General features: G+C 70.6%; 23 protein-coding genes. 15 read left to right on the top strand and 8 right to left on the bottom strand.

What is annotated here, in order from left to right; genetic code table 11:
* Window positions 1-378: 378 nt before the first annotated feature.
* The 5 genes from ACFUJR_RS03370 (at window position 379) to ACFUJR_RS03390 (ending at window position 4,567) form a co-directional block, all read left to right on the top strand.
* Entirely contained in the window at window positions 379-1,293 is a 915-nt protein-coding gene (locus tag ACFUJR_RS03370) for a trypsin-like serine peptidase (protein ID WP_383174262.1), read from the top strand.
* Window positions 1,294-1,507: 214 nt separating this feature from the next.
* Window positions 1,508-2,074, top strand: coding sequence for a hypothetical protein (locus ACFUJR_RS03375; RefSeq protein WP_383174259.1), 567 nt, complete (start codon window positions 1,508-1,510; stop codon window positions 2,072-2,074).
* Window positions 2,075-2,246: 172 nt separating this feature from the next.
* Window positions 2,247-3,410: a PotD/PotF family extracellular solute-binding protein gene (locus tag ACFUJR_RS03380; protein WP_383174272.1), complete on the top strand. Its 1,164-nt coding sequence runs from the start codon at window positions 2,247-2,249 to the stop codon at window positions 3,408-3,410.
* A 59-nt stretch (window positions 3,411-3,469) separates the two neighbouring features.
* Window positions 3,470-3,991 (top strand): HXXEE domain-containing protein, encoded by a 522-nt coding sequence (locus ACFUJR_RS03385; RefSeq protein WP_383174269.1) that lies wholly within the window; start codon window positions 3,470-3,472, stop codon window positions 3,989-3,991.
* A 30-nt stretch (window positions 3,992-4,021) separates the two neighbouring features.
* Complete coding sequence (locus tag ACFUJR_RS03390; protein WP_383174256.1) at window positions 4,022-4,567, top strand: hypothetical protein; 546 nt, start codon at window positions 4,022-4,024, stop codon at window positions 4,565-4,567.
* On the opposite strand, the gene ACFUJR_RS03395 is transcribed toward ACFUJR_RS03390, so the two are convergent.
* From ACFUJR_RS03395 to ACFUJR_RS03420, 6 genes are all read right to left on the bottom strand, one after another.
* Window positions 4,546-5,199 carry a serine hydrolase domain-containing protein gene (locus ACFUJR_RS03395; RefSeq protein WP_383174253.1) on the bottom strand — a complete coding sequence of 218 codons (654 nt, stop codon included), beginning with the start codon at window positions 5,197-5,199 and terminating at the stop codon, window positions 4,546-4,548. The two genes, ACFUJR_RS03390 and ACFUJR_RS03395, sit on opposite strands and share 22 nt — an antisense overlap.
* A complete protein-coding gene (locus ACFUJR_RS03400) occupies window positions 5,094-5,744 on the bottom strand; it encodes a response regulator transcription factor (RefSeq protein ID WP_383174250.1) in 651 nt (216 codons plus the stop codon). Before ACFUJR_RS03400 ends, ACFUJR_RS03395 begins: the two co-directional genes overlap by 106 nt.
* Window positions 5,741-6,802, bottom strand: a complete 1,062-nt coding sequence (locus ACFUJR_RS03405; RefSeq protein ID WP_383174266.1) for a sensor histidine kinase — start codon at window positions 6,800-6,802, stop codon at window positions 5,741-5,743. Before ACFUJR_RS03405 ends, ACFUJR_RS03400 begins: the two co-directional genes overlap by 4 nt.
* A 107-nt stretch (window positions 6,803-6,909) precedes the next feature.
* Window positions 6,910-7,695, bottom strand: coding sequence for an SAM-dependent methyltransferase (locus ACFUJR_RS03410; protein ID WP_383174247.1), 786 nt, complete (start codon window positions 7,693-7,695; stop codon window positions 6,910-6,912).
* Window positions 7,692-8,384, bottom strand: coding sequence for a glycerophosphodiester phosphodiesterase (locus tag ACFUJR_RS03415; protein ID WP_383174244.1), 693 nt, complete (start codon window positions 8,382-8,384; stop codon window positions 7,692-7,694). The genes ACFUJR_RS03410 and ACFUJR_RS03415 overlap by 4 nt, the downstream gene beginning before the upstream one ends.
* 19 nt (window positions 8,385-8,403) lie before the next feature.
* Complete coding sequence (locus ACFUJR_RS03420; RefSeq protein ID WP_383174241.1) at window positions 8,404-9,429, bottom strand: adenosine deaminase; 1,026 nt, start codon at window positions 9,427-9,429, stop codon at window positions 8,404-8,406.
* A gap of 92 nt (window positions 9,430-9,521) precedes the next feature.
* Between ACFUJR_RS03420 and ACFUJR_RS03425 the strand changes: the two genes are divergently transcribed.
* Window positions 9,522-10,733: an RNA-guided endonuclease InsQ/TnpB family protein gene (locus ACFUJR_RS03425; protein WP_383174238.1), complete on the top strand. Its 1,212-nt coding sequence runs from the start codon at window positions 9,522-9,524 to the stop codon at window positions 10,731-10,733.
* Window positions 10,734-10,824: 91 nt separating this feature from the next.
* Window positions 10,825-11,475 carry a DUF4190 domain-containing protein gene (locus ACFUJR_RS03430; RefSeq protein ID WP_383174235.1) on the top strand — a complete coding sequence of 217 codons (651 nt, stop codon included), beginning with the start codon at window positions 10,825-10,827 and terminating at the stop codon, window positions 11,473-11,475.
* Between the two features lie 44 nt (window positions 11,476-11,519).
* On the opposite strand, the gene ACFUJR_RS03435 is transcribed toward ACFUJR_RS03430, so the two are convergent.
* On the bottom strand, window positions 11,520-12,071 hold the full coding sequence (locus tag ACFUJR_RS03435; protein ID WP_383174232.1) for an NADAR family protein: 552 nt from the start codon (window positions 12,069-12,071) through the stop codon (window positions 11,520-11,522).
* A 175-nt stretch (window positions 12,072-12,246) separates the two neighbouring features.
* Here ACFUJR_RS03435 and ACFUJR_RS03440 point away from each other — a divergent pair, with 175 nt between their 5' ends.
* Genes ACFUJR_RS03440 through ACFUJR_RS03465 form a run of 6 tightly spaced genes read left to right on the top strand, consistent with a single transcriptional unit; the run spans window position 12,247 to window position 19,454 of the window.
* Window positions 12,247-13,761 carry a gamma-aminobutyraldehyde dehydrogenase gene (locus ACFUJR_RS03440; protein WP_383174229.1) on the top strand — a complete coding sequence of 505 codons (1,515 nt, stop codon included), beginning with the start codon at window positions 12,247-12,249 and terminating at the stop codon, window positions 13,759-13,761.
* Between the two features lie 30 nt (window positions 13,762-13,791).
* Window positions 13,792-15,042, top strand: coding sequence for a PotD/PotF family extracellular solute-binding protein (locus tag ACFUJR_RS03445; protein WP_383174226.1), 1,251 nt, complete (start codon window positions 13,792-13,794; stop codon window positions 15,040-15,042).
* Between the two features lie 40 nt (window positions 15,043-15,082).
* Window positions 15,083-16,273 carry an ABC transporter ATP-binding protein gene (locus ACFUJR_RS03450; RefSeq protein ID WP_383174223.1) on the top strand — a complete coding sequence of 397 codons (1,191 nt, stop codon included), beginning with the start codon at window positions 15,083-15,085 and terminating at the stop codon, window positions 16,271-16,273.
* On the top strand, window positions 16,270-17,205 hold the full coding sequence (locus ACFUJR_RS03455) for an ABC transporter permease (protein WP_383174220.1): 936 nt from the start codon (window positions 16,270-16,272) through the stop codon (window positions 17,203-17,205). Before ACFUJR_RS03450 ends, ACFUJR_RS03455 begins: the two co-directional genes overlap by 4 nt.
* Window positions 17,205-17,999 carry an ABC transporter permease gene (locus tag ACFUJR_RS03460; protein WP_383174217.1) on the top strand — a complete coding sequence of 265 codons (795 nt, stop codon included), beginning with the start codon at window positions 17,205-17,207 and terminating at the stop codon, window positions 17,997-17,999. The genes ACFUJR_RS03455 and ACFUJR_RS03460 overlap by 1 nt, the downstream gene beginning before the upstream one ends.
* A gap of 36 nt (window positions 18,000-18,035) precedes the next feature.
* Entirely contained in the window at window positions 18,036-19,454 is a 1,419-nt protein-coding gene (locus ACFUJR_RS03465) for an NAD(P)/FAD-dependent oxidoreductase (RefSeq protein ID WP_383174214.1), read from the top strand.
* A gap of 21 nt (window positions 19,455-19,475) precedes the next feature.
* Here the strand turns inward: ACFUJR_RS03465 and ACFUJR_RS03470 are convergent, their stop codons facing one another.
* Entirely contained in the window at window positions 19,476-21,776 is a 2,301-nt protein-coding gene (locus ACFUJR_RS03470; RefSeq protein ID WP_383174211.1) for an MMPL family transporter, read from the bottom strand.
* Between the two features lie 277 nt (window positions 21,777-22,053).
* Here ACFUJR_RS03470 and ACFUJR_RS03475 point away from each other — a divergent pair, with 277 nt between their 5' ends.
* Together ACFUJR_RS03475 and ACFUJR_RS03480 are read left to right on the top strand one after the other, a co-directional pair.
* Complete coding sequence (locus tag ACFUJR_RS03475; protein WP_383174208.1) at window positions 22,054-22,524, top strand: hypothetical protein; 471 nt, start codon at window positions 22,054-22,056, stop codon at window positions 22,522-22,524.
* A 68-nt stretch (window positions 22,525-22,592) separates the two neighbouring features.
* Entirely contained in the window at window positions 22,593-24,398 is a 1,806-nt protein-coding gene (locus ACFUJR_RS03480; protein ID WP_383174205.1) for a chitinase, read from the top strand.

Genomic DNA, 24,398 nt, shown 5'->3' on the forward strand with positions numbered 1-24,398 from the left:
AAAGCACGGGGGGATTCCCCGGGGTGAGCTGGTCCGCGCAGACGAGGGGTTCGGGCACCGCGAGACGAGGGGGGGGACGGGGGGGGGGGGGGCCCGGGGGGCCTGGGGGGGACGGCGGCCCCCGGGGCCCTCACGTGTGCGTGGGCTCGGTCCGCGCGGGCTCCGTCCGTGGGCTCGGCCCGCCGGGTGCCGGCGTGTCCGGAGAGCCTCGCGCCCTCGCCGGCGGGCCGCGCGACAGCCCGGAATGAGACGTTCGAGTGGCCGTAACAAGACAAGCTGGGTGGCCCCGTCCCGGCTTCTCGATCTCCCCCCGTAGGGTTCCCACTCGTCGCACGAATGTGCGAATACGAGGAACTTCCTTCCGGGAAAAGGGGATTGATGAACAACCACGCGAGACGCCTGTTCGCGGCAGCGCTCTCCATGGCGGCCGCCGCCTCTCTCGCCCTCCCGGCGGGCAGTGCGAGTGCCGCCGAGCCGTCAGCGCCCACCACCCTGGCCGTCGGGGAGCCGGCGACCGCGGGAAGCGTCAGGGCGCGGGTGAAGCACTGGACGCCGGAGCGCATGCGTGCCGCGTTCCAGCGCTCGCCGGAGCAGGCGCAGGCCACCTCGGTCGCGGCGGCGGGCCCGTCCGTCGACACCGTCGGGAAGGTGTTCTTCGAGCACCCCGACGGAACCCCGGACGTGTGCAGCGGCTCGGCCATCGACACTCCGGCGTCGACCCTCGTCATGACCGCGGGCCACTGCCTGTACCAGGGCCCTGGTGGCGGTTGGATGAAGAACGTCGTGTTCGTCCCCGGATACGAGAACGGTGACGCCCCGCTCGGGGTGTTCCCGGCGTGGAACGTCACGACCGACTCCCTCTGGTCGGCGGAGGGTGATCTGGAGCACGACTACGGCCTGATCATCACCCACGACAACGGCGCGGGAGAGCACGTGGCCGAGGCGGCAGGCGGCTTCGGTGTCGTGGCCGACCAGGGCGCGGTGAACGACGTCACGATCATCGGCTACCCCGCCGAGGCCCCGTACGACGGTGAGCACCAGGAGGAGTGCAACGACATCACGGAGCCCACTCCGCCGCCGCAGAACATGATCTACGCCTACTGTCCGAACATGGTGGGAGGGTCGAGCGGTTCGCCGTGGCTGGTCGAGTACGACCCCGGCGACCAGCTGGGGCTCATCTACGGCGTGAACTCGGTGATCGACGGAGGCGGTTACGTCGCGACCCCTCGATTCGACGCCAGGACCCTGAGCAACGTGAGCCTGACGGACCAGATCGCCGCTGCCCGCCCCTGAGACCGCACGGGGGCGTGGCGGCAGGCCGGACGGAGTGACCATGCCGCACGAACCCCCGGAGGAACCGCCCCGTAGGGGGCGCGCGCCACGCTGGAAGCGCGAGGGAACGAAACGGCCCACCGGCGACGGCGCCGACGTGCCGGTCCGTAGGGGGCCGGCCGCCCCCGGCGGGACTTCGGGCCCGCGACCGCCTTCCCCCTGGGAGCGGCCCCCCGTGGGCGAGCCACCGGCCACGCTCACCCTGACCGCGCCACCGGCGCAGGTGCCCCGCATGCCGGACCGTCCCGCGACGTGGCTGCTCGCCCTGCCCGACCGGTCCCGGACGGGCCCGTCCACCTTGCCGGACGAGGCGGCGGCTCTCCCGGGCCTGAGGCACCTGCTGGACGCCTGGCTGGAAGCGGTGAGGCCGGATCCGGAGCCGACCGTCACCCAGGTGCCCTGCACGCGCTGCGGCGGCACCCACGGGTTCGCCACCGCCGGTGACGATCGCGTGTACTTCTCACTCGCGCAGGCCGACGGTCTGGTGCTGTACGCGCTCGCGGACACCCCGGTCGGCGTCGGGCTCACCCGCCTCGGTGACGGCGCCGACGCGACGGCCCTGGCGGCAGGACGCTCGGCGGCCCGACGCCAGGCCTACGACAGGGCGGCACCGCCCGACCACCACCCCGTCCCCCGCGACCGCCGCGACAGACCGCACCTCGGGCTGTCGTACCCGGAACTCCCCGAGGGGTATGCCGGGGTCGTCATCTGGCAGCGGCCACCGGGCGTCGCTCCCCGATGAGGGGCGCCGGCGTGTCGGCCGTCCGGCCTCGGCGGGCACATGCGGGCCTGCGGCCCCGGCATCTTGATCGACAGGGTGTCGGGGCCGCGGGCGTTCCGTCGACGGAGCGTCCATTGTCCCCGCGTGGCACGCCCGCGATGCTGCTCGGATGAGAGCGACAGCGAGGAAGACCATGTCCCGCCGGTCCATGCTGCGCGGCATGGGCGGCGCCGGGGCCGCCACCCTGCTCGCGGGGTGCGGAGTGCCGGCCGCCTACGTCGAGCCGGGGGAGCGGGCCGGCCGGGACCTGTCCGCGCGGGACCGCACGCTCGACTTCGCCAACTGGCCCCTCTACATCGACACCGATGACGACGACACGTCGAAGCGGCCCACGCTGGACGCGTTCTCCGAGCACACCGGGATCTCCGTCCGCTACACCGAGGAGATCAACGACAACGACGAGTTCTTCGGCAAGATCAGTCCCGCGCTGATGAACCACCAGGAGACCGGCCGGGACCTCATCGTCGTCAGCGACTGGATGGCCGCCCGGTTCGTGCGGCTCGGCTGGGTGCAGGAGATGGACCGGGCCGCGCAGCCGAACATCACCCGCTACCTGGACCCGCAGCTGCGCTCGCCCGCCTTCGACGAGGGCAGGCGGCACACCGTTCCCTGGCAGTCCGGGATCACCGGCATCGCGTACAACCGCGCGAAGCTCGGGCGGGAGATCCGGTCGGTCGGGGAGCTGTGGGACGACGAGCTGCGCGGGAAGGTCACCCTGCTGTCCGGGCTCGACGAGTCCTTCGCTCTGCTCATGCAGGGCAACGGGGTCGACGTGACGCGGTGGACCGCCGACGACTTCCACACGGTGTGCGAGCAGGTCGAGGGTCTCGTACGGAAGCGGCACGTCCGGCGCTTCACCGGCAACGACTACATCAAGGACCTGTCGACCGGGGACGTGCTCGCCTGCCAGGCCTACTCGGGCGACGTGATCCAGCTCCAGGCCGACAACCCCGACATCGAGTTCGTCGTGCCGGAGGAGGGCGCCGAGCTCTGGGCCGAGTCGCTGATGATCCCCAACCTGGCGCAGCACAAGGCCAACGCCGAGAAGCTGGTCGACTACTACTACGACCCCGAGGTGGCCGCCGAACTCGCCGCCTGGGTCAACTACGTCTGCCCGGTCCCCGCCGCCCGCGACGTGCTCGCCGCCTCGGACGACGAGGAACTGGCGGCCCTCGCCGAGGACCCGCTGATCTTCCCCGACGACGCGATGCGCGGACGCCTCGCGATCGCCCGGGACATCACCTCGCAGGAGCGGGCCGAGTTCGCGAGGAGGTGGAACTCGATCGTCGGTCTGTGAGTTCCCCCGAGGTGAACTCGGAATCGAACCCGAACGCCGACCCCACGGTGGGCTCGGCTGTGAACTCGGCTGTGACGTACGGCCTGTTGGCCGCCTGGGCCCTGCACGACGCCGAGGAGGTCCTCCTCGGGCCCCGCTGGCTCCGGGAGCGTCTGCCGGAACTGCGTGAGCGCTTTCCGGAGGTTCCGGAGGCGGTCTGGAAAGCCGCGGAAAGTGTGGACGAGCGGGAGTTCGCGGTCGCCGTGACGGCGGTCGGGGCAGTCGTGGCCGCCGCGGCCGTCGCCGGACAGCGCTCCGGCGGCCGGTCGGCCTTCTACCAGGCCGCGCTGAACGGCTTCGGTCTGCACGGTCTCGTCCATCTGGCGCAGGCCGCCGCCGTCCGCGGGTACACGCCCGGCTCGGCGACCTCGCCGCTGATCGTCGTGCCCTTCGCCCTCTGGGCGCGGGGCCGTCTGAGGCGGGCCGGTGTGCTGCGGCCCACGCGGGCGAGGGATGTGATGACCGGGCTCGCGGTCACCGCCGCGGTGACCGTCGCCGCGCACGGACTCGCCCGGAAGGTGACGGGGCACCCCCGTTTTTGAACACGTTCATGACGGGCGTAGGGTGCTGTCATGAACGAGACGAAGGGGCCGACGGCCCTTCTCAGGCGTATCCGTGTGTGGCTGGTCGTCTTCATCGTCTGTCTGGTGCTGAGCGGGGTCACCGCCTTCCCGCTGGTCACCGAACTCCGGATGACCGAGGACGCGTTGACCGGCTGGGCGGCGCCCGTCGCGGAGCTCTTCCCTGGTCTCCTGGAGTGGATCCTGCGCGTACGGGAGGGTCTCGACGCCGCCGACTCCCAATACCCCTTCCTCCTGTACGGCACCGACTGGCTGGCCTTCGCGCACCTCGTCATCGCCGTCGCGTTCTACGGTCCCTACCGTGACCCGGTACGGAACATCTGGGTGATCGAGTTCGGGATGATCGCCTGTGCCGGCATCATTCCGCTCGCCCTGATCTGCGGCCCGATCCGGGGCATCCCCTTCTGGTGGTCGGTCATCGACATGTCGTTCGGCGTCTTCGGGGTCGTCCCGCTGCTCGTCGTACGGCGGATGATCAAGCGCCTCGAAGCGGTGCAGGCCGTGGCCGCAGCGCCTCAGCCGGTCGGCGCGCCGTAGGCCGCCACCATCAGGGCCAGGGCGACCCTGTTCATGCCCTGGCCCTTCGCGTCCGTCGAGTTGACGCTGTGGACCATGGTGCGGGAGCCGTCGCGGGTCGAGGCGATCGCCGTGTTGTAGCCCCAACGGCCGCCCGTCTTCCCCCACACCTCCCGCCCGCCGAGCTCCTTCATCGACAGCCCGACGGAGTACGCGCCGGGGGCGCCGCTCTTGAAGTCCGGCACCTCCGGCAGGGTGAACATCTCCTCCAGGAGCGGTCCGCGCACCACCCGCCCCTGGAACAGCGCCTGCGTGAAGTGCTGCAGATCCGCCGTCGTGGAGACGAGGTCGCCCGCGGCCCAGCCGTCGGTGGTACCCCAGACCGACACGTCGCGCAGTCCGGTCGAGCCGTCCGCGAGCCTCATCGTCTGGTAGCCGTGGTTGTACGGGCCCCGGATCCGCGGGTCGGTCCCGGGGAGGTACGTGTCACGCAGCCCGAGCGGCCGGAGGACGCGTGCCGTGACCTGACGCTCGTACGTGTCGCCCGTCACCCGCTCGATGAGCAGCCCCGCGATCGTGTAGCCGATGTTGAGGTAGTGCTGCTTCTCGCCCGGGGCGAACTCCGGCCGCTTCGCCGTGGCCGAGCGGACCATCGCGCGCGGATCGTGGATCTCGAAGCGGTTCGCGTACCACTCCTCGACCGCGCGAGCAGCAGCGTCTCCCGCTCACGGGCCGTCAGCGCGCCGAGGCGCGGGTCGGGGCGGGGCGGACGCCGCGCCGGGCGGGTGTACTCCTCGATCAGTCGTCGCGCCACCGACGGGGCGAGCAGCGAGTCGCCCCGCGCCACGACCCGTACGGCGTGGACCAGATCGTCCCGGCGCACGTCCTTCAGGAGGAACCCGCTCGCGCCCGCGTGCAGCGCCTCGTACACATAGGCGTCGGAGTCGAAGGTCGTCAGCATCACCGTCCGGCATGCCGACTCGGCGCCGATGGTCCGGCAGGCCTCGATGCCGTCCATGCGCGGCATCCGGATGTCGAGCAGCGCCACGTCGGGGGAGTGGCGGCGCACCGCCTCCACCGCGGCCGCTCCGTCGCCGGCCTCCGCCACGACCTCGATGTCCGGCTGTACGTCGAGAATCATCGCGAAGCCGCTGCGGACCAGCTCCTGGTCGTCGGCCACCACCACGCGGATCGTCACCGCGCCCCCTCCCGGACGGAGGCCACGGGGAGCGTGACCCGGACCTCGAAGCCCCGGCCCTCCGGCCCCGGCCCGCACTCGGCCGTCCCGTCCTGCGCGGCCGCCCGCTCACGGATCCCGACCAGCCCGTGCCCTCCGGCCCCGGCCCGCGCTCCCCGCCGGGGCCCTCGCCCGTCGTCCGTCACGACCACCTCCAGCACGCCCTCTCCATACGCCAGCCGCACGGCGGCCGTGCGGGCCGCCGCGTGCTTCACCACGTTCGTCAGCGCCTCCTGGACGATCCGGTAGACCGTCGCCCCGGTGGCCGGGGGCAGGGAACGGACCCCGCCCACCGTCCCGTACGAGACGTCCAGCCCGCCCGCCCGTACGCCCTCCAGCAGGCCGGGGAGCCCGCCGAGGTCGGGCTGCGGCTCCAGGGGTTCGGGGTCCTCGGTCCCCTCCCGCAGCACCCCCAGCATCCCGCGCAGCCGCGCCATCGCGTCCCGACCCGTCGCGGAGATCGCCTCGAACGCGGCCTCCGCCCGCTCCGGAGCCGCCCGCACCGCCACCGGACCCGCCTCCGCCTGCACGATCATCAGGCTCACCGCGTGCGAGAGGATGTCGTGCATCTCCCGTGCGATCCGGGCCCGTTCGCGCGCCGCCGCCCGCTCGGTCTCCACCCGCGTGGCCCGCTGCCGGGCGTCGGTGAGCCGTCCGAAGACGTACGCCGCCGCGAACACGAAGAGGGAGAACGTGAGTTCACGCGCCGACCGGGTGTTCAGCCACACCGACAGCGGCACCGCGGCCACCAGCAGCAGGACGGCCGCCAGCCGCTTCGGCGGCGGCGAGAGCGCCGCGATCGTGTAGACGATGACGAGCCCGGTGTACGGAAGGGGCTGACCGGGGCCCTCCACGGCCAGTCGGTACAGCGCGCTGGTCGCCACGATCGCGAGGAGCACGGCGAACGGTGCGCGACGGCGCCAGACCAACGGGACGACGGTGAGCGTCGTCAGACCGTACGCGGGCCAGGTCGCCGGTTCCAGCTCCGGCGGGCGCGGCACCACGAACGGCATCGTCATGGCCGCCTGGACGAGGAGCGCGATCCCCACGTCCACGGCCTGAGGACGGGAGGCCCCGAACTCCCGCGCCCGCTCCCACCACCCCGGACGTCCCCCCCGTACACCCACTACGGCTTCCGGCCCACCGCGCCGAACTGCGCCACCTCGCTCGCCGGGGCGAACCGCCAGCTCGCGCAGGACACGACACCCGGCTCCAGGACGTCGAGACCGTCCAGGAACGAGGTGAACTCGGCGCGGGTGCGGGCCGTGATCGGCGGGGTCGCGTTCTCGTTCCAGAACGCCATGGCCGCCACGTTGCCCTCGCCGCCGAGCTCGGGCTCCAGCGTCGGGTGGGTCAGCACGAGGTACGACCCGGAGGGGACCCCATCCATCAGCGTACGGACGACGGACCGGGCCTCGTCGGTGTCGAGGACGAAGTTGAGGATGCCGAGCATGATGACCGCGACCGGCCGTGACAGGTCCAGCGTCCGAGCCGCCGCCTCCAGGATCCGCCCGGGGTCCCGGGCGTCCGCGTCGACGTAGTCGGTGACGCCCTCCGGGCTGCTGGTCAGCAGAGCGCGGGCATGGGTCAGCACGATGGGGTCGTTGTCGACGTAGACGACCCGGGCCTCGGGGGCGAGGCGCTGCGCGACCTCGTGGGTGTTGTCGGCCGTCGGCAGGCCCGTACCGATGTCCAGGAACTGGCGCACCCCCGATTCGGCCGTCAGATGCGTCACCACCCGTCCGAGGAACGCCCGGTCCGCGCGGGCCACTTCGCCGATGCTCGGGTAGAAGCCGGTGACCTGGTCGCCGACCTCCCGGTCCACCGGATAGTTGTCCTTGCCGCCCAGCCAGTAGTTCCACACCCGCGCGTTGTGCGCGATGTCGGTACGGATCCTGTCGGTCCCGGTCACCTCGGCGTACCCCTTCGCAGTTCGGCGGCGAGCGCGTCCACCCGGTTGGTGGTGATCGCATCCACGCCGTGAGACAGGAGCCTACGCATGGTGCGGCGGGTGTCCGCGGTCCAGGCGGAGACGAGACAGCCGTCCCGGTGCACCCGCTCCACCAGCTCCCGACTCACCAGACCGAAGCGGTAGTTGAGCCAGCGCGGCCGCACGGCGTCCAGCAGCGTCGCCCGGGGCGGGGCGAGCGAGGTCCAGGTCAGCGCGATCTCGGCGGACGGGTCGGCGGCCCGCACCTGGAGCATGGCGACGCCGCCCGCGCAGTAGTAGACGCGCTCGGCGGCACCGCACTCGCGGACCGTGCCGACGATTCGGCGGACCGAGTCCTCGTTCCCACCGGGCAGGTCGAGCATCAGCCGGTACGGCCCCGCCGCGATCAGGGCCTCGCGCAGCGTGGGCACGCCGTCGTACGTCAGCTCGCCGAGCTGCGCGAGGGAGACCGCGGACAGGGGCCGGTCATGGCCCCACATCCGTTTGAGCGTGTCGTCGTGGAGCAGGACGGGGACGCCGTCCGCGGTGAGCCGTACATCGACCTCGACGGCGTCCGCGCCCGCCTCGATCGCCGAGACGATCGAGGCGAGGGTGTTCTCGCGGACGCGGTACGGGTCCCCGCGGTGGCCTACGACAGTGACGTGGTCCATGGGGCCATTGTCGCGAGTGTCAGCGCGCCAGCCACTTCTCGGTGTAGCCGTCGATCTCCGCGGTGATCCGCGCCTTGCCTGCCGGGTCGAGGAAGGACGCCTCGACCGCGTTCTTGGCGAGGGCCGCGAGACCGCGCTCGTCGAGCTCCAGGAGCCGGGCGGCGACGGCGTACTCGTTGTTCAGGTCCGTGCCGAACATCGGCGGGTCGTCGCTGTTGATCGTCACCAGGACGCCGGCCGCCACCATCTCCTTGATGGGGTGCCGGTCCAGGTCGGCGACGGCACGGGTCGCGATGTTCGAGGTCGGGCAGACCTCCAGGGCGATCCGGTGCTCGGCGAGGTACGCGAGCAGCTCCGGGTCCTGGACGGCGCTGGTGCCGTGGCCGATGCGCTCGGCGCCCAGGTCCCTCACCGCGTCCCAGATCGTCTCCGGGCCCGTCGTCTCGCCCGCGTGCGGGACGGAGCGCAGGCCCGCCGCGACGGCCCGGTCGAAGTACGGCTTGAACTGCGGACGCGGCACACCGATCTCCGGGCCGCCGAGCCCGAACGAGACGAGGCCCTCCGGGCGCAGGTCGACCGCGAGCCGGGCGGTCTCCTCCGCGGCCTCGAGACCGGCCTCGCCCGGGATGTCGAAGCACCAGCGCAGGACGACGCCGAAGTCGGTCTCGGCGGCCTTCCGGGCGTCCTCGATCGCGGCCATGAAGGCGTACTCGTCGATCCCGCGGCGGGTCGAGCTGTACGGGGTGATGGTCAGCTCGGCGTACCGGATGTTCTGGCGGGCCATGTCCCGGGCGACCTCGTAGGTCAGCAGCCGGACGTCCTCCGGGGTGCGGACCAGGTCCACGACGGAGAGGTAGACCTCGATGAAGTGGGCGAAGTCGGTGAAGACGAAGTAGTCGACGAGCGCCTCCGGGTCCGTGGGGACCTTGGAGTCCGGGTGCCGGGCGGCCAGCTCGGCGACGATCCGGGGGGAGGCGGAGCCGACGTGGTGGACGTGCAGCTCGGCTTTCGGCAGCCCCGCGATGAAGGGGTGGAGGTCGGTCATCTGGCTTCCTTCACGGATACCCCCGCTGTCGGGCCGGGGGGAACGGACTCATGCCCAGAGGGGTCACTGGTCGAGATGGTAGTTTGTGAGCTGTGACCACCCCCGTGAAGCGGGCGTTCAAGTACCGCTTCCATCCGACGGAGGCGCAGGCAGCGGAGCTGTCGCGCACGTTCGGGTGTGTGCGGAAGGTCTACAACATGGCGCTCGCCGCTCGCACGGAGGCGTGGGTGCGCCAGGAGCGGGTCAACTACAACGCCACCTCCGCGATGCTGACGGCCTGGAAGAAGACCGAGGAACTGGCCTACCTGAACGAGGTCTCGTCGGTTCCGCTCCAGCAGGCGCTCAGGCACCTGCAGTCCGCGTTCGCCGGCTTCTTCGGCGGGCGTGCCAGGTATCCGCGCTTCAAGTCGCGGAAGAAGTCGCGCAAGTCCGCCGAGTACACCACGAGCGCCTTCCGCTTCCGGGACGGTCAGCTGTCGCTCGCGAAGATGACCGATCCGCTGGCCGTCGTGTGGTCCAGGTCTCTTCCCGAGGGGGCGAGTCCTACGACGGTGACCGTGTCCCAGGATGCGGCGGGACGCTGGTTCGTCTCCCTGCTGTGCGAGGACCCGGGAGTCCGACCGCTCCCCGTCACGGACGCGGTCGTCGGGATCGATGCCGGCCTGGACCACCTGCTGGCTCTCTCCACCGGCGAGAAGATCGCCAACCCGAGGCATGAGCGCCGTGACCGCGTGGCACTGGCCAAGGCTCAGCGCCGACTGGCGAGGAAGGCCCCGGGGGAGGGGGCGAACCGGGCGAAGGCCCTGCGCGGGGTGGCCAGGACCCATGCCCGGATCGCCGACCGCCGTCGGGATCATCTGCACAAGCTGACCACTCGACTCGTGCGTGAGAACCAAACGCTCGTGATCGAGGACCTGACCGTGCGCAACATGGTCAAGAACTCGAAACCCGCCCGCGCCATCAGTGACGCGGCCTGGGCCGAGTTCCGGAGCATGCTGGAGTACAAGGCCGCCTGGTACGGGCGGGAAGTGGTCGTGGTCGATCGCTTCTTCCCCTCCTCCGAGCTGTGCTCCCATTGCGGCACCCTCGCCGAGGAGCGGCCGCCCGGCGTCCGCACCTGGACGTGCGACCGCTGTGGGGCGACCCACGACCGGGACGTGAACTCAGCGCGCAACCTCTTGGCCGCCGGGCTGGCGGTGACAGTCTGTGGAGCCGGTGTCAGACCTCAACGGAGAATTCCGGGCGGGCAGTCGGCGACGAAGCAGAAACCCTCGCGGCGCGAGCCGCGGGACTCCCCTCGTTGAGGAGGAGCCAGGTCAAGGATCATCGTAGGCCCGGGCGGGTTCCGTGTCGGAGTGAGGTCGTAGCATGGCGTGACCACGATGGGGGAGGCCCATGTCTGACAACAGCGACCAGCCGCGGGGCGGATACGACCCCACGGACCCGTGGGCTCCGCCGAACCGCGACGGGGTGGAACTGAGCAAGGCGGCGACGCCGGAGCCCATGCCGCAGAACCGTCCGCCGGTGCACGACCAGCCGACGATGGCGGCCATGCCGTCCGCCGGGGACGTACCGCCGCCGCCGGTCGCCCCCGGAGGCCCGGCGACGGGCTCGTACGGCTACCCGACACCGCCGCCGGTCACGGCGCCCGCGCCGTCGGGATACGGGTATCCCGGGTACCCGGGATACCCGGGAGGGGCCGTCGGCTACGGCCAGCCGGGATGGCAGCAGGCCCCGTCCAACGGGATGGGGATCGCGGCGATGGTGCTCGGCATCATCGCGGTGGCCGGCTTCTGCATGTACGGGCTCGGCGTCATCCTCGGCATCCTGGCCCTGGTCTTCGGCATCATCGGCCGCAAGAAGGTCCAGCGGGGCGAGGCGAACAACGGCGGGATGGCCACGGCGGGCATCGTCCTCGGCTCCATCGGCATCCTGGTCAGCGCCGTGTTCCTGACGTTCATCATCTGGGCCGTCGTCGAGGGCGAGAACTACGACGACAGCTCGGACGACCCGTTCGCGACGAGCCTGGTGGTCGGGAACCGCTAGCGGCCGTCACGGAGAAAGGGGCCCCCGTGCGCCGGGGCCCCTTCTCATACGCCCGAGCGGAGCCGCTCCCGCGCCTCCATGAGCGCGAACCCCAGCAGGTTCAGGCCCCGCCACCGGGCGGGATCCTTCGCGCGTGGGTCCTCGGCACCGAGACCGATGCCCCACACCCGGTCCAGCGGGCTCGCCTCCACCAGAACCCGCCCCCCGGTGCCCAGCAGGTACGCCCGCAGCGCCTCGTCCGACGCGAACTTGTGCACGCTGCCCTCGACGACGATCCCGAAGCGCTCCCGCTCCCACACCGTCTCGTCGAAGCCCCGCACCAGCCGTCCCGCCTTCTTCGCCTCCGCGGGCGTACCGGACGACAGCGCCGCCCGCTCCGCCTCGGGGTCCTGGAAGAGCCTCGCCTTGGCCGCCATCATCCAGTGCTCGGCGGTCGCGTACCGCACTCCGTCGACCTCGAACGGTGACTCCCACCACTGGCTCAGACAGCTCGCCGAGAGCTGCCCGTCCGGCCTCGGCCGGTGGCCCCAGAAGTGCAGCCACTTGACCTTCTCACCCCTGCTGACGTGCTCCGTCAGCGTGTCGATCGTCCGCATGCACGGGATTCTGGCAGCCGCCACGGACACTCCGTACTGTCATTTCCCCGAGCCCTCGACACATGGTCGACCGATTCCGTCGCGTAACCAAAAGGCAACGACGGAATCACTTGTTGGACCGATCGTCCTCTGTCAGGATCGGCACTCAATTCGAACTGGAACAACGGAGAGCGTCATGGGCAACCGCTTCCAGCTGACGGACCGCTTCGCGGACGGCGCACAGTACATCGGCGGGCGGCTGCGCCCCGGAACCTCAGGGGACAAGCACAGCGTCGTCGATCCGGCCACCGGCGAGAGCGTGTACACCTACACCCTCGCGTCCACCGCCGACGTGGACGACGCCGTCGCCGCCGCGAAGGAGGCGTTCCCCGCCTGGGCGGGCGCGACCCCCGGTGAGCGCTCCGACGCCCTCCACCGGTTCGCGGGCGTGCTCGCCGAGCGGGCCGAGGACATCGCCCACGTCGAGTCCCTCCAGTGCGGCAAGCCGATCAAGCTCTCCACCGGGTTCGACGTACCCGGCACGGTCGACAACACCGCCTTCTTCGCCGGGGCCGCCCGGCACCTCCAGGGCCAGTCCGCCGGCGAGTACAGCGGCGACCACACCTCGTACGTACGGCGCGAGCCCATCGGGGTCGTAGGCTCCATCGCGCCCTGGAACTACCCGCTCCAGATGGCGGCCTGGAAGATCCTCCCGGCGATCGCAGCCGGCAACACGGTCGTCCTGAAGCCGGCCGAACTCACCCCGCTCACCTCGCTGATGTTCGCCCAGGCCGCCGCCGAGGCCGGCATCCCCGACGGCGTCGTCAACATCGTCACCGGCGCCGGGCGCACCGCGGGCGAGCACCTCGTCGGCCACCCCGACGTCGCGATGACCTCCTTCACCGGCTCCACCCCCGTGGGCAAGCGCGTCGCCGAGATCGCCACCTCCACCGTGAAACGGCTCCACCTCGAACTCGGCGGCAAGGCGCCCTTCGTCGTCTTCGACGACGCGGATGTGGAGGCCGCCGCCCACGGCGCCGTCGCCGCCTCCCTGATCAACACCGGTCAGGACTGCACCGCCGCCACGCGCGCGTACGTCCAGCGCCCGCTCCTCGACGCCTTCGTCGCCCGCGTCGCCGAGCTCATGGAGACGGTCCGCCTGGGCGACCCGTTCGACCCCGCCACCGACCTCGGCCCGCTCATCAGCCACGCCCAGCGCGACCGCGTCGCCGGCTTCGTCGACCGCGCCCGCGGCTACGCCACCGTCGTCACCGGCGGCGAGGCCCCCGGCGGCGAGCTGGAGGCCGGTGCGTACTACCGTCCGACCCTGATCACCGGCGCCGCGCAGGACAGCGAGGTCGTGCAGTCGGAGATCTTCGGACCGGTCCTGGTGGTCCTGCCCTTCGACGGCGACGACGACGGCCTCCGGCTCGCCAACGACACCCCGTACGGCCTCGCCGCCTCCGCCTGGACCCGCGACGTCTTCCGCGCGAACCGCGCCACCCGCGAGATCAAGGCGGGATGCGTCTGGGTCAACGACCACATCCCGATCATCAGCGAGATGCCGCACGGCGGCTACAAGGCGTCGGGGTTCGGAAAGGACATGTCGTCGTATTCCTTCGAGGAGTACACGCAGGTCAAGCACGTGATGTACGAAAACACCGCGGTGGTCCGGAAGGACTGGCACCGCACGATCTTCGGAGACCGGTAGTCCCTCCCCAACCCCCGAGAGGCACAGCGCATGGAGCAGTACGAGCCCGACAGCCTTTCCGCCGCACAGCTCGCGGCGATGCGACGCAGTCTGACGAGTGGCCGGGGCGCCCTCACCCGCCGTTCGATGCTGCGCGCCGGAGGCGTCGGCGCGCTCACGATCGGCGGCCTCGCGTCCCTGGGCGCGTGTGGCATCCCGCCGGCCAAGCGGGAGGGCCAGGGCGGCCCCGCGTCGACGGACTTCTCGGCCAAGGAGAAGACGCTCGCCTTCTCCAACTGGACCGAGTACATGGACGTCAGCGAGGACGAGAAGTCCCGCCCCACCCTGGAGGCGTTCACGAAGCGCACCGGGATCAAGATCAAGTACACCGAGGACATCAACGACAACGTCGAGTTCTTCGGCAAGATCAAGCCGCAGCTCGCGGCCGGCCAGGACACCGGCCGCGACCTGATCTGCGTCACCGACTGGCTCGCCGCCCGCATCATCCGGCTCGGATGGGCGCAGAAGCTGGACGCGGCCAACCTCCCCAACGCCTACGCGAACCTCTCCACCCAGTTCCGCCGCCCCGACTGGGACCCGGGCCGTGCCTACTCGTACCCCTGGACCGGCATATCCACGGTGATCGCCTACAACTCCAAGGCGACGGGCGGGAAGAAGGTCGACTCCGTCACCCAGCTCCTGGACGACCCCGCTCTCAAGGGCCGGGTCGGCTTCCTCACCGAGATGCGCGACTCGGTCGGCATGACCCTGCTGGACATGGGCAAGGACCCGGGGAAGTTCACCGACGCCGACTACGACGCGGCGATCGGCCGGCTCCAGAAGGGCGTCGACAAGAAGCAGATCCGGCGCTTCACCGGCAACGACTACACCGCCGACCTGGACAAGGGCGACCTGGCGGCCTGTCTCGCCTGGGCCGGTGACGTCATCCAGCTCCAGGCCGACAACCCGGACATCAAGTTCGCCATCCCGTCGGCCGGTTACATCACCTCCAGCGACAACCTGCTGGTCCCGGCCAAGGCCCGGCACAAAGCCAACGCCGAGAGGCTCATCGACTACTACTACGAGCTTCCGGTCGCCGCCCAGCTCGCCGCGTACATCAACTACGTCTGTCCGGTCGACGGCGTGAAGGACGAACTCGCCAGGATCGACCCCGAGCTGGCGAGCAACACGCTGATCCTGCCGGACAAGGCCATGGCCGCGAAGTCCCACGCCTTCCGCTCGCTGACCAGCGAGGAAGAGACGGCGTACGAGGAGAAGTTCGCCAAGCTCATCGGTGCCTGAGACCCGTCGTCCACCTCTTACGAACCTGGGATCGCAACCCATGACTGACAAGACTGTTCACACTGGAAAGAACACGGGCGGCGGCGACGTCCGTCTCACCGGCATCAGCAAGACGTACGGCTCCTTCACCGCCGTCCACCCGCTCGACCTGACCATCCCGCAGGGCTCGTTCTTCGCCCTCCTCGGAGCCTCCGGCTGCGGGAAGACCACCACGCTGCGCATGATCGCCGGCCTGGAGGACCCCACCGGCGGCACCGTGTTCCTCGGCGACAAGGACGTCACCGACCTCCCGCCGTACAAGCGGCCGGTCAACACCGTCTTCCAGTCCTACGCGCTCTTCCCGCACATGGACATCTACGAGAACGTCGCCTTCGGCCTGCGCCGACGGGGTATCAAGTCGGTGAAGAAGCAGGTCGACGACATGCTGGAACTCGTCCAGCTGGGCGACAAGGTCCGGCACAAGCCGCACCAGCTCTCGGGCGGCCAGCAGCAGCGCGTCGCCGTGGCCCGCGCGCTCATCAACCACCCGCAGGTCCTCCTCCTCGACGAGCCGCTCGGCGCCCTCGACCTCAAGCTGCGCCGCCGGATGCAGCTGGAGCTCAAGCGCATCCAGACCGAGGTCGGCATCACCTTCGTCCACGTCACCCACGACCAGGAGGAGGCCATGACCATGGCCGACCAGGTCGCGGTGATGAACGGCGGTCGGGTCGAGCAGCTCGGCGCGCCCGCCGACCTGTACGAGAACCCGCGGACCACGTTCGTGGCCAACTTCCTCGGCACCTCCAACCTCATCGAGGCCGAGGTCGTCGAGACCGGCGGCTCCGACCTGGTCGTGACGGCCGGCGGCGGCAAGCTCCGGCTGCCCGCGGACCGCTGTACGGCGACCGTACGCACCGGAGGCAAGGTCCTGGTCGGCGTCCGCCCCGAGAAGATCTCGCTCGCGCACGCCGACGACGCGGGCAAGATAGCCGACGGCCGCAACAAGGTCACCGGCCGGATCGCCGACTCCTCCTTCATCGGCGTCTCCACGCAGTACGTGGTGAACAGCCCGGCGGGGGCGGAACTCCAGGTGTACGAGCAGAACATCGAGCGGGACGCGCGCCTCGTTCCCGGCGCCGAGGTCGTCCTGCACTGGAACCCGGCCCACACCTTCGGCCTCGACGCCGGTCAGTCCCCGCTTGCCGGGACAGTGGGCTCCGCCGGCGTGGAGACGGTGGAGGACGCCTCGTGAGCGCACCCACTCTCACCAAGGAGGAGGAGGCGACGCCGGCCGGAGCACCGGTGACGCGCAGGCCCTCCACCCGCAGGCGGCTCGTCCCCTACTGGCTGCTGCTGCCCGGCATCGTCTGGCTCCTCGTCTTCTTCGCGCTGCCGATGGTCTACCAGGCCTCCACCTCGGTGCAGACCGGCTCCCTGGAGGAGGGCTTCGAGGTCACCTGGCACTTCCAGACCTACTGGGACGCCTTCCAGGAGTACTGGCCGCAGTTCGTCCGCTCCCTGCTGTACGCCGGGACCGCCACGCTGCTCTGTCTGCTCCTCGGCTACCCGCTGGCCTATCTGATCGCCTTCAAGGCCGGCCGCTGGCGCAACCTGCTGCTGGTCCTCGTCATCGCGCCCTTCTTCACCAGCTTCCTCATCCGGACGCTGGCCTGGAAGACGATCCTCGCGGACGACAGCCTCGTGGTCGACGCGCTGAACGCCCTGCACGTCCTGGACGTGACCAGCTGGCTCGGCTGGACCGAGGGCGACCGCGTGCTCGCCACGCCGATGGCGGTGGTCTGCGGTCTGACGTACAACTTCCTGCCGTTCATGATCCTGCCGCTCTACACCTCGCTGGAGCGGATCGACGGGCGGCTGCACGAGGCGGCGAAGGACCTGTACGCCTCCCCGGCCACCACCTTCCGCAAGGTGACGTTCCCGCTCTCCATGCCGGGTGTGGTCTCGGGCACGCTGCTCACCTTCATCCCGGCGAGCGGTGACTACGTCAACGCGGAGCTCCTCGGCTCCACCGACACCAAGATGGTCGGCAACGTCATCCAGTCGCAGTTCCTGCGGGTCCTCGACTACCCGACGGCCGCCGCCCTGTCCTTCATCCTCATGGCGATCGTGCTCCTCATGGTCACCGTCTACATCCGCCGCGCGGGAACGGAGGACCTGGTCTGATGCGTTGGATCCGTCGGAACCTTGTCGCCATCGCGGGAGCGCTGACGCTCGCGTACATGATCCTGCCGAACATCGTCGTGATGGCGTTCTCGTTCAACAAGCCGAACGGGCGCTTCAACTACGCCTGGCAGCGCTTCTCGCTGGACGCCTGGAAGGACCCCTGCGGCGTCGCCGACATGTGCGAGTCGCTGTCGCTCTCGCTGCAGCTCGCCGCCTGGGCGACGGTCGGCGCGGTGGTCCTCGGCACGATGATCGCCTTCGCGCTGGTCCGCTACCGCTTCCGGGCGCGCGGCGCGATCAACTCGCTGATCTTCCTGCCGATGGCGATGCCCGAGGTCGTCATGGCCGCCTCGCTGCTCACCCTCTTCCTCAACATGGGCATCGAGCTCGGCTTCTGGACCGTCCTGATCGCCCACATCATGTTCTGCCTGTCGTTCGTGGTGACGGCAGTCAAGGCGCGTGTGATGTCCATGGACCCGCGTCTGGAGGAGGCCGCGCGCGACCTCTACGCGGGCCCGGTGCAGACGTTCGTACGGGTCACGCTGCCGATCGCCGCCCCCGGCATCGCCGCCGGCGCGCTGCTCGCCTTCGCGCTCTCGTTCGACGACTTCATCATCACCAACTTCAACGCGGGCTCGACCGTCACCTTCCCCATGTTCGTCTGGGGTTCGGCGCAGCGCGGCACGCCGGTCCAGATCAACGTCATCGGCACGGCGATGTTCATCATTGCCGTACTGATGGTGGTAGCCGGACAGATCATCACCAACCGGCGCAAGAAATCAGCGACGAGCTGAGTAGATCCTGAGCAACACCTGAAGGAGTTGGAAACCATGGCCCCAGTCGCCATGCGTCTCGCTGCACAATCACTCTCCGACGCCCAGCCCGTCCCCTTCTGGCTGGAAGACCCCGGCAAGCCCGGAGCCCTGCCCGCCCTCACCCACACCGAGAAGTGCGATCTTCTCGTCGTCGGCGGAGGCTACAGCGGCCTGTGGACCGCGCTCCTCGCCAAGGAGCGCGACCCCTCCCGGGATGTCGTACTGATCGAAGGGCGCGAGGTGGGCTGGGCCGCCTCGGGCCGCAACGGAGGCTTCTGCGCCGCCTCCCTCACGCACGGCTTCGGCAACGGGCTCGCCCGCTGGCCGGGCGAGCTGCCGAAGCTGGAGGAACTCGGCGAGCGCAACCTCGACTCCATCGAGGCGGCGGTCGACCGCTACGGCCTGGACTGCGACTTCGAGCGGACCGGCGAGATCGACGTCGCCACCGAGCCGTACCAGGTCGAGGAACTGCACGAGGCGTACGCCGAGATCGAGCGGCTCGGTCTCGCGGACGGGCTCGAACTCCTCGACGGCGACGCGGTCCGCGCGGAGGTCGCCTCCCCCACCTTCCTCGGCGGTCTCTGGGACCGGCGCGGCGTCGCCATGCTCAACCCCGCCAAGCTGGCCTGGGGCCTGAAGCGGGCCTGCCAGGACCTGGGCGTGCGGATCTACGAGAACACCCCCGGTCTCGACCTCGTCTCCGTCGGCGCGGGCATGGGCGTGCGCACCCCGTACGGCAGGGTCCTCGCCCGCCGGGTCGCGCTCGGCACCAACGTCTTCCCGTCGCTGGTCAAGCGGGTCAGGCACTACACGGTCCCGGTCTACGACTACGCCCTGATGACCGAGCCGCTCTCGCCCGAGCAGCTCGCCGCCGTCGGCTGGAAGAACCGTCAGGGGCTCGGCGACAGCGCCAACCAGTTCCACTACTTCCGGATCACCGCCGACCACCGGATCCTGTGGGGAGGCTACGACGCGGTCTACCGCTTCGGCGGCCGGGTCAGCGCCGAGATGGACCACCGGCCGGAGACGTATCTGAAGCTCGCCGAGCACTTCTTCCACTGCTTCCCGCAGCTGGAGGGGCTCCGCTTCAGCCACGCCTGGGGCGGCGCGATCGACACCTGCTCGCGCTTCTCCGCCTTCTTCGGTACGGCGTACCAGGGCAGGGTCGCGTACGCCGCGGGCTTCACCGGCCTCGGCGTGGGCGCCACCCGCTTCGGCGGCGACGTGATGCTCGACCTGCTCGCGGGCGAGCGCACCGAACGGACCGATCTGGAGATGGTCCGTTCCAAGCCGCTGCCTTTCCCGCCGGAGCCGATCGCCTGGGCCGGCATCGGCATCACCAAGTGGTCGATGGCGCGCGCCGACGAGAACGGCGGCCGCCGCAACCTGTGGCTGAAGGCGATGGACCGACTGGGCCTGGGCTTCGACAGCTGAGCCGACGGCGGTCCGGCGGGGTCACGGTGTCTTCCGTGCCCCCGCCGCGCCGTTCCCGGTCGCCGCGGCGAGCTCGCTGTCGCCCTCGGTGTCCAGGTGCGGCAGGATGCGGTCCAGCCAGTGCGGGGTCCACCAGGCCTTTGGCCCGAGCAGCGTCATCACGGCCGGTACCAGCAGCAGACGGGCGATCGTCGCGTCGATCAGGACGCTCGCCGCCAGGCCCAGGCCCAGCATCTTCACCACGATGTTGTCGCTGATGATGAAGGCCGCGAAGACGCTGACCATGATGAGCGCCGCGCAGGTGATGACACGGGCCGTGATCTCCAGGGCGTGTGCGACGCTCGCCTTGGCGTCGCCGGTGCGCAGCCACGCCTCGTGGACACGGGACAGCAGGAAGATCTCGTAGTCCATGCTGAGGCCGAAGACGATGGCGAACATCATCATCGGCACGTAGCTCTCGATCGGGACGTCTCCGGAGACCCCCAGCGCGGGTCCGCCCCAGCCCCACTGGAAGACGGCGACCACCACCCCGTACGAGGCGCCGATCGAGAGCAGGTTGAGGACGGCGGCCTTGGCGGCGACGAGCGGGCCCCGGAAGACGACCAGGATGACGAGGAACGCCAGGGCGACGACCACGGCGATGATGAGCGGCAGCCGGCTGGAGACGATGTCGAGGAAGTCGACCTGGGCGGCGGTGGTGCCGGTGACGTACGTGGACGCGTCCGTTCCGGCGACGGCGTTCGGCAGGGAGGTGCCGGCCAGGGTGTTCACCAGCTCCGTCGTCTTCTCGTCCTGGGGTGCGGCGACCGAGTAGGCGGTGCCGATGAGGACGTCCCCGTCCGACGTCTGCGTCAGCGGGGTGATCAGGGCGGCGTTCGGCACCCCGGTGAGGGCCTTCGCGGCCTGCGAGGCGAGGGCGGACCGGTCGGAGGCCGGCACCGAGGTCTGGTCGATCACCAGGGTCAGCGGCCCGTTGGAACCCGGACCGAAGGCCGAGGACATCAGGTCGAAGGCCCGCCGGTCGGTGAAGGACTTCGGATCGGCGCCGTCGCCGATGTGCCCGAGCTGCATGAAGAACATGGGAATGGCGAGGATGACGAGCGCTCCGACACCCGCGGTCAGGAACCACCAGGGGCGCCGCTCCACCCGCAGGGCGTAGCGGTGCCAGGTGCCGGTCTCCACGCCTTCCTCGATGTCGGTCTCGGCGACCGGGGTACGCACGCGCAGTCTGTCGATCCGCCGCCCGATCAGACCGAGCATCGCCGGTACGAGCGTCAGCGCGCCGAGGACGGCGGTGACGACGGTCGAGGTCGCGGCGAGTCCGAGCAGGCCGATGAAGGTCAGTCCGGAGACCCAGAGCCCGGACAGGGCGATGATGACGGTGCATCCCGAGACGAGGACGGCTCGGCCGCTCGTGGCGGTGGCGGTCCCGGCCGCCGTCACCGGATCCATGCCGTTCATCAGCAGCTGGCGGTGGCGGGTGATCAGAAAGAGCGCGTAGTCGATGCCGACACCGATGCCGATCATCGTCGCCAGGGTCGGTGAGACGGTCGCGAAGGTCCACACGGAGGCGAGCAGGCCGAGGATCGCGACCCCGCAGAGGGCCGCGAACAGAGCGGTGACCAGCGGCAGAACGGCCGCGATCACGCTGCCGAAGCCGATCAGGAGCACGACGATCGCGACCCCGAAGCCGATCGCCTCGCTGAGCTCGTCGTTCGCCTCCGGCCGTGCGAGCTCGCCCAGCGGTCCGCCGTACTCGACCTCGACACCGGCGGCGCGCAGCGGCGCCACGGCGCTGTCCACGCCGTCCAGGTAGTCGTCGCCGAGGGTCGAGGGCTGCACGCTGAAGCGCATCGTGATGTAGGCGGTCCTGCCGTCCGTCGAGAGCGGTCCGGGGTTCGGCGTGCCCGGCGGGACGCTCGGCGGCGTGGTGCCGGGCGCGGACAGCGGGTTCTGCGCGCTGAGGACGTCCGGCAGCTTCCCGAGCGCGGTGACCGCCGAGGAGATCTGGTCGCTCACCTCGGTGAGCGGCTTGGCGGAGTCGTACAGCACCACCTGGGCGCTGTAGCCGCCGGCCGCCGGCTCGTGCGCCCGGAGCACGTCGAGTCCGTCCTGGGACTGGGTGCCGGGCAGCGAGTAGTTGTCGGAGTACTCCCCGCCGTACGCGTGCTCAAGGGTGAGCAGACCGGCGAGCGCGACGATCCACGCGGCGATCACGAGGACGAAGTGGCGGGCCGACCACGCGCCGAGCCGCCACAGGACCCCCCTCTTGCCGGAGCTTCGGCTGCCGGGTGCGGTGCCCGACGGCTGCGGGAACGGCATGGGTGACTCCCCTGGTGAGCGCGGCACGGAGGGCCATACGACCACGTGGGGGCGGGCGGGCGGCGAAAGCCGCCGAACCGGCCCGCCGCCGTCCACCCGATCGGATGCGCCGGTCGGGGGTCACTGCGCCGGGAGCGCGCCCGGGGCGCACACCACTTACTCGCCATGTGACCCAGTTCACTAACGACTTGTCGGCCGAAGCCGCGTAATGATCGTCACCCACTCGGCTCTCTGCCTGTGGACGACGTGTCCGCGCACGGAAGGGAGGCCATGGGCCATGAGCGGTTCGGGGGCGGCCAGGTTCGCGGTGGAGTGGCTGGCATCGGTGGCGCCCGATCCCGACGCCTGCCGGTGGGAATGGGAGCGCAATCCGCTCGGCGTCGCCCTGCTGCCCGCCGGGAAGCGATGGGACGTGCTCATCCTCCCGGGGGAGCTCGGGTATCCCACGCTCGATGTGCTGACCCGCCTCGTGGACCGGCCGGGGCCGGTCCTCGCCGACTTCGGGGAGGCACGGATGGGCTTCTTCGTGCCGCCGGGCACGGCCTCGCGCTGGCTCGGCACGGGGGTGCGCGGCGCCGGTGGCGGCACGTGGATCGTCGTCCCCTACCCGGGCCGCGCGGCGGGCGGGGTGCGCTGGCTGGTGCCGCCGGACGGCAGCGGCACCCTCAACGACGCCTCGCTCCTGGAACTCGCGATGCACGAGGCGGCGGGCCGGCTGGCGCGGGGCGAAGGGGGGCAGAGGTCTTGACCACTCGATTGGTCTGGACCATGCTGTGGCGCGCTCCCACCTCGATCCCCCCATTTCCGGAGGCAGTTGTGGACCACACCAGACCTCTCACGCTTCTGCTGGCGGGCGTGCTCGCCGCCGGCGCACTCGTCTCCCTCACCCCCGCGGCCCAGGCCGCGGACACCGAACTGGCACGCAACGGCGGCTTCGAATCCGGTCTCGACGGCTGGAGTTGTACGGCGGGCAGCGGTGCCGTCGTCTCCTCGCCCGTACACGGGGGGACGAAGGCGCTCCAGGCGACCCCGGTCGGCAACGACCAGGCCAGGTGCTCCCAGACCGTCACCGTGAAGCCCGACTCCGCCTATACGCTCAGCGGTTGGGTACGCGGCAGTTACGTCTATCTCGGCGCGTCCGGCACCGGCACGAGCGACGTCTCCACCTGGACACAGTCCGCCTCCGACTGGCAGAAGCTCACCACCGGCTTCACGACCGGCTCCTCGACGACCTCCGTCACCCTCTACACCCACGGCTGGTACGGCACCGGCGCCTATCTCGCCGACGACCTCTCCCTGATCGGCCCCGGCGGCGACCCCGTCCAGACCCCGGCGACCCCCACCGGCCTCGCCGCGGGCTCCCCCACCTCCACGTCCATACCGCTGACCTGGCCCGCGGTCTCCGGCGCCACCTCCTACCGGGTCTACCGCGGCGGAGCCCCGGCCGTGACGGTCACCGGCACCTCGTACACCGCGACCGGCCTCACGCCCTCCACCTCGTACACCTTCCAGGTCTCGGCGGTGAACAGCGCGGGCGAGTCGGCGAAGTCCACGGCCGTCACAGCGGCCACGACGTCCGGCGGTGGCGGCAACCCCGGTGACGGCCTCCCGGCCCACGCACTCGTCGGCTACCTCCACGCCAGCTTCGCCAACGGCTCCGGCTACACCCGGATGGCCGACGTCCCCGACTCCTGGGACGTCATCAACCTCGCCTTCGGGGAGCCGACCTCGGTGACCTCCGGCGACATCCGCTTCTCCCTCTGCCCGGCCACCGCGTGCCCGAACGTGGAGTCCGTCGCGGACTTCAAGGCGGCCATCAAGGCCAAGCAGGCGGCGGGCAAGAAGGTCCTGATCTCCATCGGCGGCCAGAACGGCCAGGTCCAGCTCTCCACCACGGCCGCCCGCGACACCTTCGTCTCCTCCGTCTCGAAGATCATCGACGAGTACGGGCTCGACGGTCTGGACATCGACTTCGAGGGCCACTCCCTCTCGCTGCAGACCGGCGACACCGACTTCCGCAACCCCACCAGCCCCGTGATCGTCAACCTGATCTCGGCGGTCAAGTCCCTCAAGGCCATGTACGGCTCCGACTTCGTCCTGACGATGGCCCCGGAGACCTTCTTCGTCCAGCTCGGCTACCAGTTCTACGGCTCCGGCCAGTGGGGCGGCCAGGACCCGCGCGCCGGCGCCTACCTCCCGGTCATCCACGCCCTGCGCGACGACCTCACCCTGCTCCACGTCCAGGACTACAACTCGGGCCCGATCATGGGCCTCGACAACCAGTACCACTCCATGGGCGGCGCGGACTTCCACATCGCCATGACCGACATGCTCCTGACGGGCTTCCCGGTGGCGGGCAACACCGACCGCGTCTTCCCGGCCCTCCGCCCCGACCAGGTCGCCATCGGCCTCCCCGCCTCCACCCAGGCGGGCAACGGCCACACGACCCCGTCCGAGGTGAACAAGGCGCTGGACTGCCTGACGAGGAAGACGAACTGCGGCACGTACCAGACCCACGGCACCTGGCCCGCGCTGCGCGGCCTGATGACCTGGTCGATCAACTGGGACCGCTTCAACGGCGGTGAGTTCAGCCGGAACTTCGACGCCTACGACTGGAGCTGA

It is taken from the genome of Streptomyces sp. NPDC057271 (assembly GCF_042668715.1).
Taxonomy (GTDB): domain Bacteria; phylum Actinomycetota; class Actinomycetes; order Streptomycetales; family Streptomycetaceae; genus Streptomyces.

Coding starts and splice junctions, on each gene's coding strand:
- ACFUJR_RS03370 (WP_383174262.1), top strand. CDS start 379: ATGAACAACCACGCGAGACGCCTGTTCGCGGCAGCGCTCTCCATGGCG.
- ACFUJR_RS03380 (WP_383174272.1), top strand. CDS start 2,247: ATGTCCCGCCGGTCCATGCTGCGCGGCATGGGCGGCGCCGGGGCCGCC.
- ACFUJR_RS03390 (WP_383174256.1), top strand. CDS start 4,022: ATGAACGAGACGAAGGGGCCGACGGCCCTTCTCAGGCGTATCCGTGTG.
- ACFUJR_RS03395 (WP_383174253.1), bottom strand. CDS start 5,199: ATGGTCCGCTCGGCCACGGCGAAGCGGCCGGAGTTCGCCCCGGGCGAG.
- ACFUJR_RS03405 (WP_383174266.1), bottom strand. CDS start 6,802: ATGACGATGCCGTTCGTGGTGCCGCGCCCGCCGGAGCTGGAACCGGCG.
- ACFUJR_RS03415 (WP_383174244.1), bottom strand. CDS start 8,384: ATGGACCACGTCACTGTCGTAGGCCACCGCGGGGACCCGTACCGCGTC.
- ACFUJR_RS03420 (WP_383174241.1), bottom strand. CDS start 9,429: ATGACCGACCTCCACCCCTTCATCGCGGGGCTGCCGAAAGCCGAGCTG.
- ACFUJR_RS03430 (WP_383174235.1), top strand. CDS start 10,825: ATGTCTGACAACAGCGACCAGCCGCGGGGCGGATACGACCCCACGGAC.
- ACFUJR_RS03435 (WP_383174232.1), bottom strand. CDS start 12,071: ATGCGGACGATCGACACGCTGACGGAGCACGTCAGCAGGGGTGAGAAG.
- ACFUJR_RS03440 (WP_383174229.1), top strand. CDS start 12,247: ATGGGCAACCGCTTCCAGCTGACGGACCGCTTCGCGGACGGCGCACAG.
- ACFUJR_RS03445 (WP_383174226.1), top strand. CDS start 13,792: ATGGAGCAGTACGAGCCCGACAGCCTTTCCGCCGCACAGCTCGCGGCG.
- ACFUJR_RS03450 (WP_383174223.1), top strand. CDS start 15,083: ATGACTGACAAGACTGTTCACACTGGAAAGAACACGGGCGGCGGCGAC.
- ACFUJR_RS03460 (WP_383174217.1), top strand. CDS start 17,205: ATGCGTTGGATCCGTCGGAACCTTGTCGCCATCGCGGGAGCGCTGACG.
- ACFUJR_RS03465 (WP_383174214.1), top strand. CDS start 18,036: ATGGCCCCAGTCGCCATGCGTCTCGCTGCACAATCACTCTCCGACGCC.
- ACFUJR_RS03470 (WP_383174211.1), bottom strand. CDS start 21,776: ATGCCGTTCCCGCAGCCGTCGGGCACCGCACCCGGCAGCCGAAGCTCC.
- ACFUJR_RS03475 (WP_383174208.1), top strand. CDS start 22,054: ATGAGCGGTTCGGGGGCGGCCAGGTTCGCGGTGGAGTGGCTGGCATCG.